13 protein-coding genes are annotated in these 16331 nt (G+C 60.3%); 10 read left to right on the forward strand and 3 right to left on the reverse strand.

Going from position 1 to position 16331, the window contains the following annotated elements:
- The first annotated feature begins 34 nt into the window (after positions 1 to 34).
- From ACF6ZU_RS26985 to ACF6ZU_RS26995, 3 genes are all read left to right on the forward strand, one after another.
- Positions 35 to 853, forward strand: a complete 819-nt coding sequence (locus ACF6ZU_RS26985) for an energy transducer TonB (RefSeq protein ID WP_392888635.1) — start codon at positions 35 to 37, stop codon at positions 851 to 853.
- A gap of 84 nt (positions 854 to 937) precedes the next feature.
- Positions 938 to 1663 carry a MotA/TolQ/ExbB proton channel family protein gene (locus ACF6ZU_RS26990; protein ID WP_392888638.1) on the forward strand — a complete coding sequence of 242 codons (726 nt, stop codon included), beginning with the start codon at positions 938 to 940 and terminating at the stop codon, positions 1661 to 1663.
- A 1-nt stretch (position 1664) separates the two neighbouring features.
- Complete coding sequence (locus ACF6ZU_RS26995) at positions 1665 to 2066, forward strand: ExbD/TolR family protein (RefSeq protein ID WP_392888640.1); 402 nt, start codon at positions 1665 to 1667, stop codon at positions 2064 to 2066.
- A gap of 235 nt (positions 2067 to 2301) precedes the next feature.
- Here ACF6ZU_RS26995 and ACF6ZU_RS27000 read toward each other — a convergent pair whose 3' ends face one another.
- Positions 2302 to 3216, reverse strand: coding sequence for a LysR family transcriptional regulator (locus tag ACF6ZU_RS27000; protein WP_392888641.1), 915 nt, complete (start codon positions 3214 to 3216; stop codon positions 2302 to 2304).
- Positions 3217 to 3485: 269 nt separating this feature from the next.
- On the opposite strand from ACF6ZU_RS27000, the gene ACF6ZU_RS27005 reads away from it, so the two are divergent.
- The 4 genes from ACF6ZU_RS27005 to pgm all read left to right on the forward strand — a co-directional run bounded on the left by ACF6ZU_RS27005 (position 3486) and on the right by pgm (position 9863).
- Positions 3486 to 4508 carry a zinc-dependent alcohol dehydrogenase family protein gene (locus ACF6ZU_RS27005; protein WP_392888642.1) on the forward strand — a complete coding sequence of 341 codons (1023 nt, stop codon included), beginning with the start codon at positions 3486 to 3488 and terminating at the stop codon, positions 4506 to 4508.
- A gap of 719 nt (positions 4509 to 5227) precedes the next feature.
- Positions 5228 to 6709 carry a hypothetical protein gene (locus tag ACF6ZU_RS27010; protein WP_392888644.1) on the forward strand — a complete coding sequence of 494 codons (1482 nt, stop codon included), beginning with the start codon at positions 5228 to 5230 and terminating at the stop codon, positions 6707 to 6709.
- The gene (locus ACF6ZU_RS27015; RefSeq protein ID WP_392893944.1) at positions 6706 to 8106 is read left to right on the forward strand and encodes a PLP-dependent aminotransferase family protein; all 1401 of its coding nucleotides are present in this window, start codon (positions 6706 to 6708) and stop codon (positions 8104 to 8106) included. Before ACF6ZU_RS27010 ends, ACF6ZU_RS27015 begins: the two co-directional genes overlap by 4 nt.
- 110 nt (positions 8107 to 8216) lie before the next feature.
- On the forward strand, positions 8217 to 9863 hold the full coding sequence (gene pgm / locus ACF6ZU_RS27020; protein ID WP_392888647.1) for a phosphoglucomutase (alpha-D-glucose-1,6-bisphosphate-dependent): 1647 nt from the start codon (positions 8217 to 8219) through the stop codon (positions 9861 to 9863).
- Between the two features lie 163 nt (positions 9864 to 10026).
- On the opposite strand, the gene ACF6ZU_RS27025 is transcribed toward pgm, so the two are convergent.
- Complete coding sequence (locus tag ACF6ZU_RS27025; protein WP_392888649.1) at positions 10027 to 10722, reverse strand: pirin family protein; 696 nt, start codon at positions 10720 to 10722, stop codon at positions 10027 to 10029.
- A 238-nt stretch (positions 10723 to 10960) separates the two neighbouring features.
- Here ACF6ZU_RS27025 and ACF6ZU_RS27030 point away from each other — a divergent pair, with 238 nt between their 5' ends.
- Positions 10961 to 13432: a UvrD-helicase domain-containing protein gene (locus ACF6ZU_RS27030; RefSeq protein WP_392888651.1), complete on the forward strand. Its 2472-nt coding sequence runs from the start codon at positions 10961 to 10963 to the stop codon at positions 13430 to 13432.
- A gap of 59 nt (positions 13433 to 13491) precedes the next feature.
- Here the strand turns inward: ACF6ZU_RS27030 and ACF6ZU_RS27035 are convergent, their stop codons facing one another.
- A complete protein-coding gene (locus ACF6ZU_RS27035) occupies positions 13492 to 13764 on the reverse strand; it encodes a DUF1652 domain-containing protein (RefSeq protein WP_150711725.1) in 273 nt (90 codons plus the stop codon).
- A gap of 264 nt (positions 13765 to 14028) precedes the next feature.
- Here ACF6ZU_RS27035 and ACF6ZU_RS27040 point away from each other — a divergent pair, with 264 nt between their 5' ends.
- Complete coding sequence (locus ACF6ZU_RS27040; RefSeq protein ID WP_392888652.1) at positions 14029 to 14847, forward strand: helix-turn-helix domain-containing protein; 819 nt, start codon at positions 14029 to 14031, stop codon at positions 14845 to 14847.
- Positions 14848 to 14897: 50 nt separating this feature from the next.
- Positions 14898 to 16304 (forward strand): NAD(P)/FAD-dependent oxidoreductase, encoded by a 1407-nt coding sequence (locus ACF6ZU_RS27045; RefSeq protein ID WP_392888654.1) that lies wholly within the window; start codon positions 14898 to 14900, stop codon positions 16302 to 16304.
- Positions 16305 to 16331 lie beyond the last annotated feature (27 nt).

The following is a 16331-nucleotide window of genomic DNA, read 5'->3' on the forward strand; positions in this document are numbered from 1 at the left end:
CGGGTTCAATCTGAAGATTTACAGGAGTCTATCAATGGGCAATGTCCAGAGCGCCACCAGTGCCTTAGAGGTGTTTCGACACCCTCTGCCTGGCGGTGAATTGCTCGATCTTGGCCGGGTCTTTCGCGAACCTTTGGCGCAATCGCGCCTGCACAGCACACCCAAGCGCGTCCTGAGCCGCCGCGAAGCGGTGTTGCTCGGCGTCTTCGCGCTGGTGCTGCACGGCGCGGTGATCGTCTGGGTCAACAGCACCCCGACGCCGCCGCTGCCGGTGGTGCCGCCGGAAATCCCGCCGATGACCATCGAATTTTCACAACCGGCGCCGCCTGTGGTGGAACCGCCACCACCCGAGCCGATTGTGCAGCCGGTGGTCGAGCCTCCGCCGCCGGTGGAGGATGAACTGGCGGTCAAGCCGCCACCGCCGAAACCGATTCCCAAGCCCAAGCCCAAGCCTGTGGTCAAGCCTGTGCCTAAACCAGTGGCCAAACCGGTGGAGCAACCGCCCGCGCCACCGGCCCCACCGCAACCGGTCGCAGCCCCGGCGCCACCCGCACCGCCGGCGCCGAAACCGGTGACCCCGGCCTCGGCCAGCGCTGGTTATTTGAAGAACCCGGCACCGGAATATCCATCCTTGGCGATGCGTCGCGGCTGGGAAGGCACGGTGCTGTTGCGTGTACATGTATTGGCCAGTGGCAAGCCCGGGGAAATCCAGCTGCAGAAAAGCAGCGGTCGCGACCAGCTCGACGAGGCCGCACTGGCAGCAGTGAAGCGCTGGAGTTTCGTCCCGGCGAAACAGGGTGATGTCGCCCAGGACGGCTGGGTCAGCGTGCCGATCGACTTCAAGATCAAGTAACTCAACTTCGAACGCTTTTATCGCGGGCCACCTGACAAAAGGCGCATCGCTACACCTGATTAATGCCTTGCTGGAGAGCCCACCATGAACCTCATTGCGTCCCCGTTTGAATCCATCGAACACGCGGTCATCTGGCTGCTGATCATCTTCTCCGTCGCGACCTGGGGCCTGGCCTTGTTGAAAGGCGTGCAGTTCACCCGCCTGAAGACCCAGGACCGCAAATTCCACAAGCAATTCTGGGCCGCCTCGAGCCTGGATTCCGCCGCCGAACTGGCCCACAGCCAACCCGGCGCCGCGGCCCGCGTGGCGCTCGCCGGTTACGCGGCGATCCAGGTCCCGGACGGCGTGCAGGCCACTGACCTGAGCCAGGCGATCAACCATCAGGACCGCCTCGAACGCGCCTTGCGCCAGCAGATCGTGCGCGAGCGGCGTTCGCTGGAAACCGGGTTGGCGATCCTCGCCAGCATCGGCAGCACCTCGCCCTTCATCGGTCTGTTCGGTACGGTCTGGGGGATCATGTCGGCATTGAAAGGCATCAGCGCGGCCGGCTCGGCGAGCCTGGAAACCGTGGCCGGGCCGATCGGCGCGGCGCTGGTCGCCACCGGCGTGGGCATCGCCGTCGCGGTGCCGGCGGTGCTGGTCTACAACTACCTGCTGCGCCGGTTGAAGCTGACCGCCGCCGACCTCGACGACTTCGCCCACGACTTCTACAGCCTGGCGCAGAAGCATTCGTTTCGTGTGCTGACGCACCCGGCGCTGAAAAAATCCGGCGCCACCGCGACCGGGCAGAAAGTGAAGGAGGCGTCCTGAGATGGCCTTTTCCGCACAAGACAATGACGAAGTGCTGAGCGAAATCAACGTCACGCCGCTGGTGGACGTGATGCTGGTGCTGCTGGTGGTGTTCATCGTCACCGCGCCGCTGCTGACCAACTCGATCCCGATCAACCTGCCGAAGACCGAATCGGTGGCGCCGGTGGAGCAGAAGGACCCGCTGGTGGTGAGCATCGACGACAAGGGCAAGCTGTTCATCAACAAGGACGAAATCCAGCCGGACCTGCTGGAAACCAACCTCAAGGACGCCAAAAGCAAAAACGCCGACGTGCGCGTACAGCTGCAGGCCGACAACGGCGTGAACTACGGCGAAGTGGCCCGGGCGATGGCCTCGATCGAGCGGGCGGGCATCACCAAACTGTCGGTCATCACCGCGAAGTAGGAGCCGGCTTGCCGGCGATGGCGCCCGTGAGAACGCCATCGCCAGCAAGCTGGCTCCTACAGGGATCTTTGTCGCCATCAAGTGACATGACACACCACAAACCGTGTAGGAGCCGGCTTGCCGGCGATGGCGGAGTGTCAGGCGACATTGATGTCTACTGATCGGCCGCCATCGCCAGCAAGCTGGCTCCTGCAGGTGGCGGTGTCACCACAAAGGAGGGAGGGTGGCGGTACTTTTACAGGCTGTCCGGATCGCCGAAAAACATCTGAATCCGCGACCTTAACCAGCGTTCACCCGGATCATTGTCCTGAGACCCGCGCCACGCCATGTGCAATTCAAAGCTGCGCACCGGCAACGGTGGTTCTTCCGCTCGTACACCGCCTGCTGCCGTCAACGCTTCAGCGGTGTAGTCGGGCACGGTCGCGACAATGTCGGTGCCGGCGAGCAGCGTGCTCAGGCCGTTGAACTGGGGCACCGCGAGCACGACATGCCGTTTGCGCCCGAGTTTCTCCAGTTCTTCATCGATAAAACCGCTCAAGTCGCCGGCAAACGACACCAGCGCATGAGGGCGCGCGCAGAAGTCGTCGAGGCTCAACGGCCCCGGCACCGTATCGGCGCGCAACAGCTTCGGCGAGCTGCGCCGCAGCACTTTGCGCTTGGCGTTGGCCGGCAGGTCGGTGGTGTAGCTGACGCCAATGGAAATCTCGCCGGAGGCCAGCAATCCCGGCATCAGGATGTAGTTGACCCGTCGTATGACCAGCACGATTCCCGGGGATTCGGCGCGCAGACGCTTGAGTAGCATCGGCAGCAAGGCGAATTCGACGTCGTCGGAAAGGCCGATACGGAACACGGCGGTACTGGTCGCCGGGTCGAATTCCGCCGCACGGCTGACGGCCGTGGAAATCGAGTCCAGGGCCGGGGAGAGCAGGGCGAAGATCTCCACTGCCCGGGCGGACGGCTCCATGCTGCGACCGGTGCGTACGAACAGCGGATCATCGAACAGGCCACGCAGGCGCGAAAGCGCCGCACTGATGGCCGGTTGGCCGAGGAACAATTTCTCCGCAGCACGGGTCACACTGCGTTCATGCATCAATGTTTCGAAAACGATCAACAGGTTCAGGTCGACACGACGCAGGTCATTACGATTCATCTGGAGTCCTGGCAGAGTCATCAAGCTTGACGGGAGCAGCCATATGAGAACAATGGCCGGCATGAATATTACGGGGAAAGGCTGCTACTCTGCACCGAGTAATTCAGATTTCCTACAAAGGCTGCTTCGGTTTCTTACGACATTTGAAGATGTCGCCGGCGCTGCGGAATCAATGACAGGCATGTCGACTATTAATAGCCACTGATAGTCTTGGGTAGAAAGCCCAGATAGAGTTCATGGCATTAGAGGTTCATTTGGCGAGGTTTGCGATGTCCCGCACGATCCGTTTTCACAAATTTGGTCCAGCCGAGGTGCTCAAATGCGAAGAGCATGCGGCGGCTCTACCTGCACCGGGTGAAGTGCAGGTGCGCGTCGAAGCCATTGGCATTAGCTGGTATGACATTCTCTGGCGTCAGAACCTGGCGTCGTCCCACGCTCGTCTGCCTTCAGGCCTTGGCCATGAAATGTCCGGCGTTGTGACGGCAGTCGGCGATGGCGTCGATGACCTGGCAGTCGGTGACAAGGTCGCCAGCTTCCCGGCCGAGAGCCCGAACGACTACCCGGTATACGGTGAGCAGATTGTTCTGCCGCGCTCGGCGCTGACCCGTTATCCGGATGTGCTCAGCCCGATTGAAGCCGCCGTGCATTACACGCCGCTGCTGATTGCTTATTTCGCCTATGCCGACCTGGCACGGGTCAAGCCCGGGCAATTTGCCCTGGTGACGGACGCCAGCCACTGCGCCGGACCTTCGTTTGTGCAACTGGGCAAGGCCTTGGGTGTACGGGTGATTGCCGCCACCAAGACGGCGGAAGAGCGTGAGTACTTGCTCTCGCTGGGTGCCGAGAAGGTCATCGTCACTGAAGAAGAAGATCTGCTGATGCGGATCAACAAGATCACCGACAACCGCGGTGTGGATGTGGTGTTCGATGGCCTGGGTGGCCCGCAGATGTCGTTGCTTGGCGATGTGCTGGCACCGCGCGGCAGCCTGGTGCTGTACGGCCTGCAAGGTGGCAACCAGACGCCGTTCCCGGCCTGCGCAGCGTTTCAGAAGAACATTCAGTTCTTTGTGCACTGCATCGGCAACTTCACCGGCAAGCCGGAACTGGGCATCATCCAGGACCAGGTTGCACTGCAACGTGCACTGCGCGACATCAACCAGCTGACCGCCGATCGCGTGCTGCTGCCGCTCAAGACTCGGGTCTTCCCGTTCTCCGAGTTTGTCGAAGCGCACCGCTACATGGACGAATGCCCATGCCGCGAAAGGGTTGCGCTGCAGGTTGAGCCTGCGTAATAGCGATCCGTCCTGAAAAAGTCCGTGCCTGCACGGACTTTTTTTTGCGCCATGAAAACCAGTGACACGATTCATTGTAGGAGCCAGCTTGCTGGCGATGGTCGTTAACGATAACGCGTGCAGACTGGTTCATCGCAGTGCATTTGAGTCCATCGCCAGCAAGCTGGCTCCTACAGGTTCCGGGTATCCCGAGATTCCTTTTATTGTCTTTGGAAGCGTCGAATGCGCTTGCTGAAGAAGTCAGTTCAGCAACTGAACTGGTTTTTGCTTTCAATCTGTATCTTCTAATCGCCACTTAAGCCCTGATAATTGGATGATTACATTCATCTCAAGGAAAGAGTCATGGCTGGGTATCGGTTTGATACTTCTAAACTCACATTGTTAATAATTTTCCGACTAACCGTTGATCGTTGCGCAGTTGCCAGGCAAACATGTGCAACTTCTTTCTTTATTTCTTGTGCTAAATGTCTGTGGGATGTTGTCGGACATTTCCTAGGATGTCTCTCGAAGCCCAGAAGCGCCGGTAGTACGGGGCTTTTCGGCGTGTCGGTGCTAGCTGGATTAATCGGATTGTCCGGATGTTTAAAATAACGACTCTAAGCTGAAGTGTTAGCATTTGACCATGACGTCCAGCACTTCATTTGTGGCAGATAATCCGTTTGCGCACTGCATATCGTTGTTTTCGCACTATTGAACTTACGAGTATCAGGTAAATAAAGATGACGCTTATCCATGATCAGGCGATGAATTATGTCTATCAGCAGATGTTGCAACGTTTGCTGGGTTTCTTTTCCCGGGCGGAACGCACGGCATTGCAATTGATGATTCAACGGTTGGTTGTCACCGCCGGCGGTATGGAGCGCATTGGCGACTACAAGGTGCTGTTCATCCAGTCAGGGTCACGGGACAGTTGCTACACCCTGGCGCTGCTGCGTGCCGCGCAACTGAGCATTGCCGGCAGGGCGCCCAACACGTTCCAGCTGCGCGTGGCTTCATTGCGCATGAACGGCGTCAGCCCGATGGCCCAGGACAACATTCATCGCAGCTACAGTGCGTTATTCCTCTACGACGACCCGAGGGTCGAAGTCTTGATGGTCGACAACCGGGAGGTTTTGCCGTTCAGGCACCTGACGCCGCTCTCGGAGCCGGGCCGCGAAGTCGGCCGACTCAATCTGTTGATGGTGGGGCATCGCCGGACGCTGGACGGGCCGATTGACCTGTGGGACGACGGGTATCTGGCCACCGGGGAGTTTTATGGGCAAGTTGCTCGCTGGAACAGCGGCGTCGACGCCTTGATCAGCAGCGACACCCTGCATCAGCAAAAACAGTTCCTTGCGGGTTTGAAGCGGGCATCCGGGAAGGCCGGGCTCAAGGTGTCAAATCATCCAGGGAGCGGTTTTGACCCTTTGTTTGCGATGCTCGATGAGCTCGGCAGCGATTGTTACCGCATGCTTTATGCCGGTCATGTGCAGGCGCAGTGGCGTCCTGCAGAACAATTCGAAGCCTGCCGTCGCGCCTCGTTCATCGATATTCACGACATGCTGGTCAGCAACCGCGAGGAGCGTTGGCCACTGCTGACCGAGTTTCTCGGTTTTCAACCCGACGAGCTCACGGCCCAGCTCGGCGAAAACGAATATGTAAGCCCCTCGATCTCTGCCCATGTCCGCGGATTGCAGGCGTGCTTCGTGCAAGGCCGCAGCTACGAGTCGGGGGTCGCTGAGTATTTGCAGAAGGCCTTGGTGCTGATGCGCCGCAAGCAATTGCCGGAGCGTCTGTGCGAACAAGCGGTCGAGGCGTTCGGCAACCCGGCGAAACTGTCCGATCAACGCGCGCTGGCAGCGGCCGAGGCGCAGAAAAGTCTCGGCCTGAGCGAGTCGCAGCTGGTCTGCCTGCTCTTCGCGCCCTTTGTCGATAACGGCGCCGGGCTTGAACGTTTTCTGCGTCAGTGCCATCCGGGCATGCTGGTCGCGCTGCCTGATTTGCATCGGGCGATGCAGGGCAGTCCGGTGTCGGAGCAGATAGCGCAATGGATGGTTGACGTCAGCGGGCTGCCCGTCAGCCTGATCGGCAAGCTGTACCGGATGGGACCGGTGCCAGGTGTCGAGGACGGTTTGACCGACGCAGAAACCGACGGTGCAGAGGGGGGCGGAGAACTCGACAATGATGCAATGGTGGCGGGTGAATGGTCAGCGGGACGTTGAAAGGCCCGCGTGAGACCGACTTTGCCTATCAGGCCGTGTACCGCTACCTGACACACCTGATCAATGAGCCGGTCAGCGACACCAGCGTGCGCTTGCCATCGCTGCGCCAGTTGGCCAATCGCCTGAATGTCTCGATCTCGACCATTCAGTACGCCTATTCGTTGCTGGAGAAAGAAGGGCGTGTCTATTCGGTGGCGAAATCCGGTTACTACGCGTTGCCGGTGTCTTCCATCAACCTGCTCGGCAATGGCGATGATCTGCTCGAAACCCTGTATGTCAGTGCCCGGCGCCCGGGCATGTTGGTCTTCAGCGCCGATGAGCCGGCGTTGCTGCAACCCCTCGACAGTCCGTTGCTGCTGCTGGAGCGAGAACTGCTGCGCCAGTATCCACGTCTGCCACAGCCACCCTCACAACCTTGTGGCGAGCTTGAACTGCGCACCGCGCTCGCGGCGCGCTACACCACGTCGCCGGTGCGTTGCTGGCATGCCGATGACGTCTACATTGGCGCAGACCTGCGCGGCGTCCTGGAAATACTGATCGCCGTGTTGGGCCTCAGGGAAGCCGCGGTGGTCGTCGAGTCGCCTTGTGACTGGGCCATACTGCGCCTGCTTCAGGCGGCGGACGTTCAAGTCATCGAATGGCCGGTGCAAGTCGATGGCAGCCTGGACGCCGCGCGGCTCAAGGAATTGCTTGAAACCCGTCCCGTGCGCCTCGTGCTGCTGTCGTCGGGATTGAGCGTGCCGCGAGGCAGTCTGCCTCCCGATGACAATCGACTCGCCATCGCGAGGTTGGTGGAGCAGCATGGCAGTTGGGTCCTGGAAAACGACTGCAACGGCGAGCTCGAATTCGAGCCCGGCGGTTTGCGTTTCCGCGACCTGCTCGATCCTGAGCGGCTGATCGTGTTTTCCTCGTTCGAGAAAATCATCGGCCCGGAAGCGCCTTACGGCTATCTGCTGTCGCGGCATTTCAGCGAGCAACTGCAGCGTCATTTTCTACTGCGTTCGTTCCGCTTGTCGCCAATTCGCCAGAAAGCCATTGCCCGTTTGTATGGTAATGGCCGGATTGATCAGCACCTGCAGGTCTTGCGCAGGTTGCTCAAGGATCGCAAGGTGCAGATGACGCAGCTGCTGCAGGAGCGTCTGGCCGATGCGCTGCAGGTCGTTGAGCCTCAGGGCGGGGCAACGGTCTGGGCGCGTTCGTTGCGTCAGGTCGATATGCGGCGCGTATTCCAGCGTCTGCTCAAACATCACGTCGTCATCGCGCCGGGCGAGCTGTTCAGCCTGCAAGGGCTACACTCGCAGCATCTGCGCATGAGTCACGCCTTCGGTGGGGATCATGACCTGGGCGCTGCATTGAGCCTGTTGGGGGATGCCTTGCGGCTGGAATCGAGCGACTGAACAGGCTCGAAAACAACCTGTGTGCCCGAGGATCGATCCCATCGCGTTGCGGTCAAACTGCCAGTAAACTGCGATCCTATTCCTGAACCACTCTATTCCAGAGGTTTTGCATGACACTCAGTCCTTTTGCGGGCAAACCGGCACCGGCAGAATTGTTGGTCGACATCCCGCGACTGGTTACGGCCTATTACACCGGCCAGCCCGATGCCGCCATCTCCACCCAGCGCGTTGCTTTTGGCACGTCGGGGCACCGGGGCAGCTCGTTCGACCTGAGTTTCAACGAATGGCACGTTCTCGCGATCAGCCAGGCGATCTGCCTGTACCGCGAAGCCCAGGGCATCGACGGGCCGCTGTTCGTCGGCATTGATACCCACGCGTTGTCGACCCCGGCCGGCGCCAGCGCCCTCGAAGTGCTGGCGGCCAACGGCGTTACGGTGATGATCGCCGAAAATGACGAATACACCCCGACACCGGCGATTTCCCACGCCATTCTCTGCTACAACCGCGGCCGCACCACCGGGCTGGCGGACGGCATCGTCATCACGCCGTCGCACAACCCGCCGCAAAGCGGTGGCTACAAATACAACCCTACCAATGGCGGCCCGGCTGATACCCACATCACCAAGTGGATCGAAGCCAAGGCCAACGAGCTGCTGGGCAACAAGCTGGCCGGCGTCAAACGCATCAGCTATGAGCAGGCACTGAAAGCCAGCACCACGCACCGTCACGATTACCTCAACACCTATGTGGCCGACCTGATCAACGTGATCGACTTCGATGCCATCCGCAACGCCAAGCTGCATCTGGGCGTGGATCCGCTGGGCGGAGCAGGGGTGCGCTACTGGTCGGCGATTGCCGAGCATTACAAGCTCGACCTGGAAGTGGTGAACAAACAGGTCGATTCGACCTTCCGCTTCATGACCGTCGATTGGGATGGCCAGATCCGCATGGACCCATCTTCCAGCCACGCGATGCAAGGCCTGATCGGCCTTAAAGAGCGTTTCGACGTGGCCTTCGCCTGCGACCCCGATCACGACCGTCACGGCATCGTGACCCCGTCGGGCGGTCTGCTTGCGCCGAACAGCTACCTGGCGGTGTCGATTGACTACCTGTTCCAGAACCGTCCGCTATGGCGTGCCGACGCGGCCGTGGGCAAAACCGTGGTCAGCAGCGGTTTGATCGATCGTGTGGCCAAGCGCCTGGGTCGTCGCCTGTACGAAGTGCCGGTCGGTTTCAAATGGTTTGCCGACGGTCTGTTTGACGGCTCGCTGGGTTTCGGTGGCGAAGAAAGCGCCGGCGCCTCGTTCCTGCGCAAGGACGGCGGGGTCTGGAGCACTGACAAGGACGGCCTGATTCCGGCACTGCTGGCGGCTGAAATGACCGCGCGCACCGGCCGTGATCCGAGCCAGGCTTATCGCGCGTTGACCGACGAACTGGGCGAACCGTTCTCGGTGCGGGTCGATGCCAAGGCCAATCCGCAACAGAAAGCGCTGCTGAGCAAGCTGTCGCCGGAGCAGGTGACCTCGACCCAACTGGCAGGCGAGCCGATCCAGAGCATCCTCAGCCACGCGCCGGGTAACGATCAGGCCATTGGTGGCCTGAAGGTCATGACCGAGAACGGCTGGTTCGCGGCGCGTCCGTCGGGTACTGAAGACATCTACAAGATCTACGCCGAGAGTTTCGTCAGCGACGAGCACTTGAAGCAGCTGGTGGCGGAAGCCCAGACCCTGGTGGATGGCGCTATTTCGGCGAAGTAAGCGAGGGCCTCTCGCGAGCAGGCTCGCTCCCACAGGCTCACGCAAAACCCTGTAGGAGCTGGCTTGCCAGCGATGAGGCCATCCAAAACACTGCAAATCCTGAACAAAAAAAGGGGCGACCATCACGGTTCGCCCCTTTTTTGTTTCTCCAGCACCTACAACATCAAGCCAGATCCACCAGCACAATCTCGCTGTCCTCAACCGCCGTCACCCGCAGCACCTGCTCATCCGCCACGGCAACACCGTCTCGAGCTTGTGCACGTAAGCCATTGACCTCAATGACACCGGTTGCCGGAACCAGATATGCGCGACGGCCATTGTCCAGGCGGTATTCAGCCGATTCACCGGCCTTCAGGTTAGCCGCCACCAAGCGCGCGTCGGCCCGGATCCGCAGGCTTTGATCGTCGCCGGCCTTGCCGCTGGCCAGGGTCACGAAGCCTTCACGCTGACCTTTGGGGAACGGCTTGGCACCCCAGGACGGTGCGAGTCCGGTTTCGTTCGGGATGATCCAGATCTGGAAGATCCTGGTTTCGCTGGCTTCCAGGTTGTATTCGCTGTGGGCGATCCCGGTGCCGGCGCTCATGACCTGAACGTCGCCCGCTTCAGTGCGGCCCTTGTTCCCGAGGTTGTCCTCGTGGGTAATCGCGCCTTCACGAACGTAGGTGATGATCTCCATGTCCCGGTGCGGGTGTTTCGGGAAGCCGGTGCCGGAGGCGATCACGTCGTCGTTCCACACCCGCAGGTTGCCCCAGTTCATGCGCTTGGGATCGTGGTACTCGGCGAACGAAAAGTGGTGATGGGCATCCAACCAGCCATGGTGGGCGCCGCCCAGGGAGTTGAAAGGTCTGAGTTCGAGCATGATCGTCTCCTGAAAAGGGTGTTTGATGGCGAGCATCATCCATGAGGGACTGATCGATAAAAAGCGTAAAAAATGCCTCATTATCATCTAATTAGTTGATATCAAATCACCTCGAAACGTTCTCATCCAGCCTTCACTTCATCGCATAAGCCAATGACCTGTAAGCATTTCACTAGAACTGAACGGCAAATGCAGACACCATAGCCCGCAACAGCCTCACACCCTGGAGTCAGCCCGCGTGCCGCAACACACCCCCGATCTTCCTCCTGAACTTCGTCCCTTGGCCGAGATGCCGCTGCTCAAGCGCCTGGCCGCCAGGTTCTTCGGTCATGGCCTGACCCGGCTGCGCGCGCAGCACCGCGCGTCATGGTTGCATGGCCAGGCCGATGGTTTCCGCAGCGGTCACAGCGCCGGCGTGGACTACGGCTATAAAGAAGGCAAGCTCGAAGGGTTGGAGGAAGGCCGGCAGGTGTTGCTGATTCGTGACTCGCGCTCCACCGAGCACCGGCCACCCAACGTCGACGACAACCTGTTCGACGACTGGCGCCTGCCCTTGAGCGCCGAGCTGAAGAAGCGCATGAAGGCCGACGTCGCCCGCTTGCTGCCCAGTCATGCACAGCCCAGCGCTGCCCAATGGAAGATGATTTTCAGCGACACCCCCTCGACCTCGGTGATCGCAGGTGCGGGCGCGGGCAAGTCGACCACCCTGGTGCTGCGCCTCGTGCTGCTCACCCATTACCTGGGTTTCGAGCTCGATTCGATGACGGTAGTGACCTTCACTCGGGAATCGCGCAAGGACTTCATCAATAAGCTGATCGAGCTGTTCGCACTCTGGGGGCGGTCACTCAGCCTGAAAGAGGCGCGGGACCTGGTGCGCACCTTCCATTCGCGCATCCTGCCGATGGTGCGCAGCCTGCCGGGCTTCGAACGACTGCAAGCCTTCGAAAACCTCAGTCACCGTGCACCCAATGGCGATGATGAAGCCGACAGCAATCCGTTCGACCTGCGCATCAATGATGCCCAGCGTCAGCAGCTCAATGCCTGCTATCACCAGTTGCACAGCCGGGATGAGCGTTTTCGCGAGTTGATCAAACCGTTATCCCGCCATGCCTTGCAGCTTAAAGAGGTGGAGCGCGATCACCCCGACGTGCAAAAACGCATGGCCGTGACCGAGCTGGCGGCCAAGCGTGACGAGGAGCTGTGCGATCTGATCGAGGATTTATGGTTTCGAGCGGGCGCGTGGCCGATCAAGGGCATCGAGCCCAACCGCCAGACGTTTGATATCAACGGCTCGACCTTTCACTGCCACGGCTATATTCCGAGCCTGGACGCGTGGGTGGTGCTGGGGTTCGATCCCCGGGAAAACCCTCAGGTCAGTCGCCCGAATGCCAAGCTCAGCGTTCGCGCAGAGTGGGCAGTAAAGCGCACCCTGTTTCAAGCTTTCTGTCGTAAGCCTTTGATATGGATTGATAGTTATGATTCGTCGAAACGTGTGTTGGCCTCGCTGGCAGGCGATGCCAGCGCCGGGCCGGGCTTCGATTACAAGGTCAAGGGTGAGCTCGGCTCAGCGCCTTTGCTCGACTGTTTTGTCGCGGCCGCCGGGTTTATCGAGAACCTGAGCCTGGATGTGCCGAACGCCGTCAGCCAGATGAGTTTTGCCAAGGACGACCCGGACCGCTTTTTCTTCGAAGCCCTGAGTCTTTATTGGCGCGCACTGGAAGATCACCTGCTGGACCAGAAGCCACCGGTGATGACCTACAACCGCATGTTCGCCTTGTTCAGCGAGCACTCCCCGGAAAACCAGAAGCTGCTGACGGATGACCTGCTGCGACCGCTGTCACACCTGATGATCGACGAATTTCAGGACGTCTCGCCGCAGATTGTTTCCTGGATACGGGCCAGCCTCGCGGAAATTCGCAGTCGCGGGCCGGCGATGCACGTCGGCCGTGGCGCGCAGCGTTCGTCGCTGCTGTGCGTGGGGGATGACTGGCAGTCCATTTATGGTTGGCGCGGCAGTTCGCCGACCTACTTCATGGAGTTCAACAAGGAATTCCCGTCGCCGAGCACCACCAAAGTCATGCTCAGCGACAACTATCGCAGCCACCAGCACATCATCGATGCCGCCGAACATATCGTCCGCGCGGCGCCGGCCATTGCGGGGAAGAAGGCCAAGGCCAGCGGCGAGCCCAAGCCTTTGCTCCCGGTCAACGTACTGGATCGGGACGACCAAAGTATGGCGAAGCGTCTGATGGAGCACTACAGGCAGGGCGATTCAATCTTGATGCTTTATCGAAAAACTAGCGATAAGTCATTGATAGAGGAGCATATTCAGTCTGTAGTTAATGTGGATTCTAGCTTGCCGTACGAGTCTCGGCGGTTGAAACAACTGACCTATCACAGTGCCAAGGGCCTGCAGGCCGACGCGGTGTTTCTGCTCGGCGATTGTCAGCACCTGACCAGTTCGCCTTACAAGAACCAGGTGTACCGCATGGCGGGTCTCGGCAAGGCTGGCGACAATGAAGCCTACGACAATGCGCAAAAGGACGAGATCCTGCGGCTGGCCTATGTCGGCATCACCCGGGCGGTGAGCCATTGCTACTGGTATGTGGACGGGCAAGATACCCAGGCGGCGAACATGCCCAAGGCATCCGACCGGATCGGCAAGGGCAAGGCGTTCTTCGTCGATCACCGTGCGGGCAAGGCGCTTTAATTCCGGACACTAAAAAGCCCACTAAATGTGGGCTTTTTGATGGAAGTGCGCTGAAACCTTCAGGCATAGCTCCTGAGGGCCACCGGTGGAATGAAAGACTCGAGTTCATCCTCCACCGCTTCGATAATTCGTTCTACATCCGCGGCATTCATGACGGTTGCACAAGGGATACCCGCGATGGCGATCATGGTCTCGCCACTGGCACGGTCAAACAGACGGGCGATCATGCTGCCCGGCGCATCCATGCTCGCCTCAAAACCCATGGGATGAAAATGCCAGCGCATCAGCTGGCAGGCGTTTGGAAAGGTAACCTTACTGAACCCTTTATTCATATGTTGCCCGCCTTCTTCATCGAGCGCTTCCGTTAGCTCATGTTAGGAGGGAAGAGCCTTCATTGGCTCAACCGGTGACTGTCTTTAAAAGTAGCATCCGGATGTGAAAATAATGTGGAATTTTCAGGCCGTTTAGCGATTGCTTCAGTTTTTTTTGATTCAGGTCACAGTGCTGCGATGATCAGGCAATCGGCCGCTACCGAATCGACGTTGAACCCGTGCCTGAATTTCGGCAAGCTCGCGGTTTTCCCGCCGAGACCGCCAATGCCCGTCGATGATGATGGTCCGCTGCAAACCCAGGCCACGAGCCAGACGGTCCTGCGCTATCACCTGCGCTGGAAACACCGGGACCTGGACGGGGTCATGGCGCTGTATCACCCGGACGTGCAGTACCACGACTTTTTCCAGAACCGCGTGATGGGGCTGGATGAGTTGCGCGAGTACGTGCGCAGCAGCATGCCGCGCGATCCCGATGAAGCGCTGGAGCACTCCGACCGCATTCGACTGGACGGCAACACTGCGTTCATCCAGTACCGCATCACCCTGCGCGGCGGTGAAGGCCTGGTGTCGTTTCGGGCCAGCGAGGCGATCACCGTTCGCGACGGACTGATCTGGCGCGTCAATGAATACGCTTCGCTGGTGCATGAACAGCCCGTTAGCAAGACCGCCAGCCATCAGCAGCGTCCGGCGGCCAGCCGGCTGGGGTTGTCGCCGCGTCAACTGAGCTTCATGGCTGAAGACCTGCAACAGTATTTCCAGCGTCAGCAACCCTATCTCGACCCCGGGCTCGACCTGCAGCGGGTGGCGAAGGAGTGCGGGTACAGCCGCAACCAGATTTCCTACCTGCTGAACCAGGTGCTGGGCCAGAGCTTCTATCGCTACGTCAACCAGGCACGCTTGCAGCACTTGCTCGCTGCACTGGACGCCGCCACGCCGCCGTTGCGGATCGACGACCTGGCGTTTGCCGCCGGCTTCAACTCGCTGTCGGCGTTTTACAGCTGTTTCCGCCAGCACACCGGCCTGTCGCCCAAGGCCTACGTCAAACAAATTTCTTTGCGTGCACGCGCGCAAGACAGCCTCTAAGGCCACGCACTAGGATCACCGCCATCGAAGTTTGAGTGGCGGAGTCTTGCATGCCGGCGTGGCGCACTATCAGTTTGTGGATGGACCAGCTCGACGAGCCGTTAACGGCGCGTCCGGCCCTGGAACAAGACCTGGACGTCGACGTCGTCATCATCGGCGCCGGCTACACCGGGCTCTGGACTGCGTATTACCTCAAGCGCCTGGCGCCGGGCCTGAACATCGCCATCGTGGAAGCGCAGACCGCCGGTTTTGGCGCCTCGGGGCGCAACGGCGGCTGGCTGATGGGTAATATCCTCGGCGAAGACCGCTTGCTCGCCGGTTTGTCGGCCGAGAAGCGGCTTGCCTCCTACGAACTCTTGCACAGCATTCCGGATGAAGTGGAGATTGTCCTTGAACGTGAGGGCATCGACTGTGATTACCGCAAGGGCGGGGCGCTGTACTGCGCGGCGCGCTATCCCGAACAGGAAGCCAGCCTGCGGCATTATCTGGACACGCTCTACCAGCAAGGCCTGACCGAAAGCCATTACCGCTGGCTCAGCCCTGAGCAATTGGCGCAACAGATCCGGATCGCCAAACCTTACGGCGGCATCTATTCACCGCACGTCGCGACCCTCCACCCGGCCAAGCTGGTTCGAGGCCTGGCCCGGGCGGTTGAGCGCCTTGGCGTGCGGATTTATGAAAACAGTCCGGTAACCCACTGGCAGTCCGGCAGCCTGCGTACGGCGAAAGCCGGGGTGCGCAGCCGCTGGATCGTGCCGGCGGTAGAAGGTTATGCGGCCACGCTGCCGCCGCTGGGGCGCTATCAGTTGCCGGTGCAAAGCCTGATCGTCGCCACCGAACCGCTGTCCGCCGCGACCTGGGACGAAATCGGTCTCAACCAGGGCCAGGCGTTCGGCGAAAGCAGCCGCCAAGTCACTTACGGCCAGCGTACGGCGGATAACCGCCTGGTGTTCGGTGCACGGGGCGGCTATCAGTTCGCCGGCAAGCTGCGCCATGACTTCGACCTGACCACCAGCGAAGTGGCGTTGCGCCGCTACCTTTTCGGCGAGCTGTTCCCGCAACTCAAGAACGTGCGCATCACCCATGGCTGGGGCGGCAACCTCGGCATGTCGCGGCGGTTCAAGCCGCACATGCTGTGCGATCAGGCCAGCGGCATCGCCTTGTCCGGCGGCTATGGCGGGGAGGGTGTCGGTGCCAGCAACCTGGGCGGACGGACCCTCGCTGACCTGATCCTGCAGCGTGACACCGAACTGGTTCGCCAACCCTGGGTGATTCCTCAAGGCGGTCTCGATGCGCTGAAAGCCTGGGAGCCGGAACCCTGCCGCTGGCTCGGTTACAACGCGATCATCCGCAGCTTCGTCCATGAAGACCAGACCCTTGCCAACCCGGCGACCGCGCCGTGGCGGCGAAAGCTGGCGAGTGGGGTCGCGGGGTTCATGGAACGTTTCATGCACTAATCGACGCTTTTTCCATAGACAGGTACT

Source organism: Pseudomonas migulae (genome assembly GCF_043225285.1).
GTDB lineage: Bacteria > Pseudomonadota > Gammaproteobacteria > Pseudomonadales > Pseudomonadaceae > Aquipseudomonas > Aquipseudomonas migulae_C.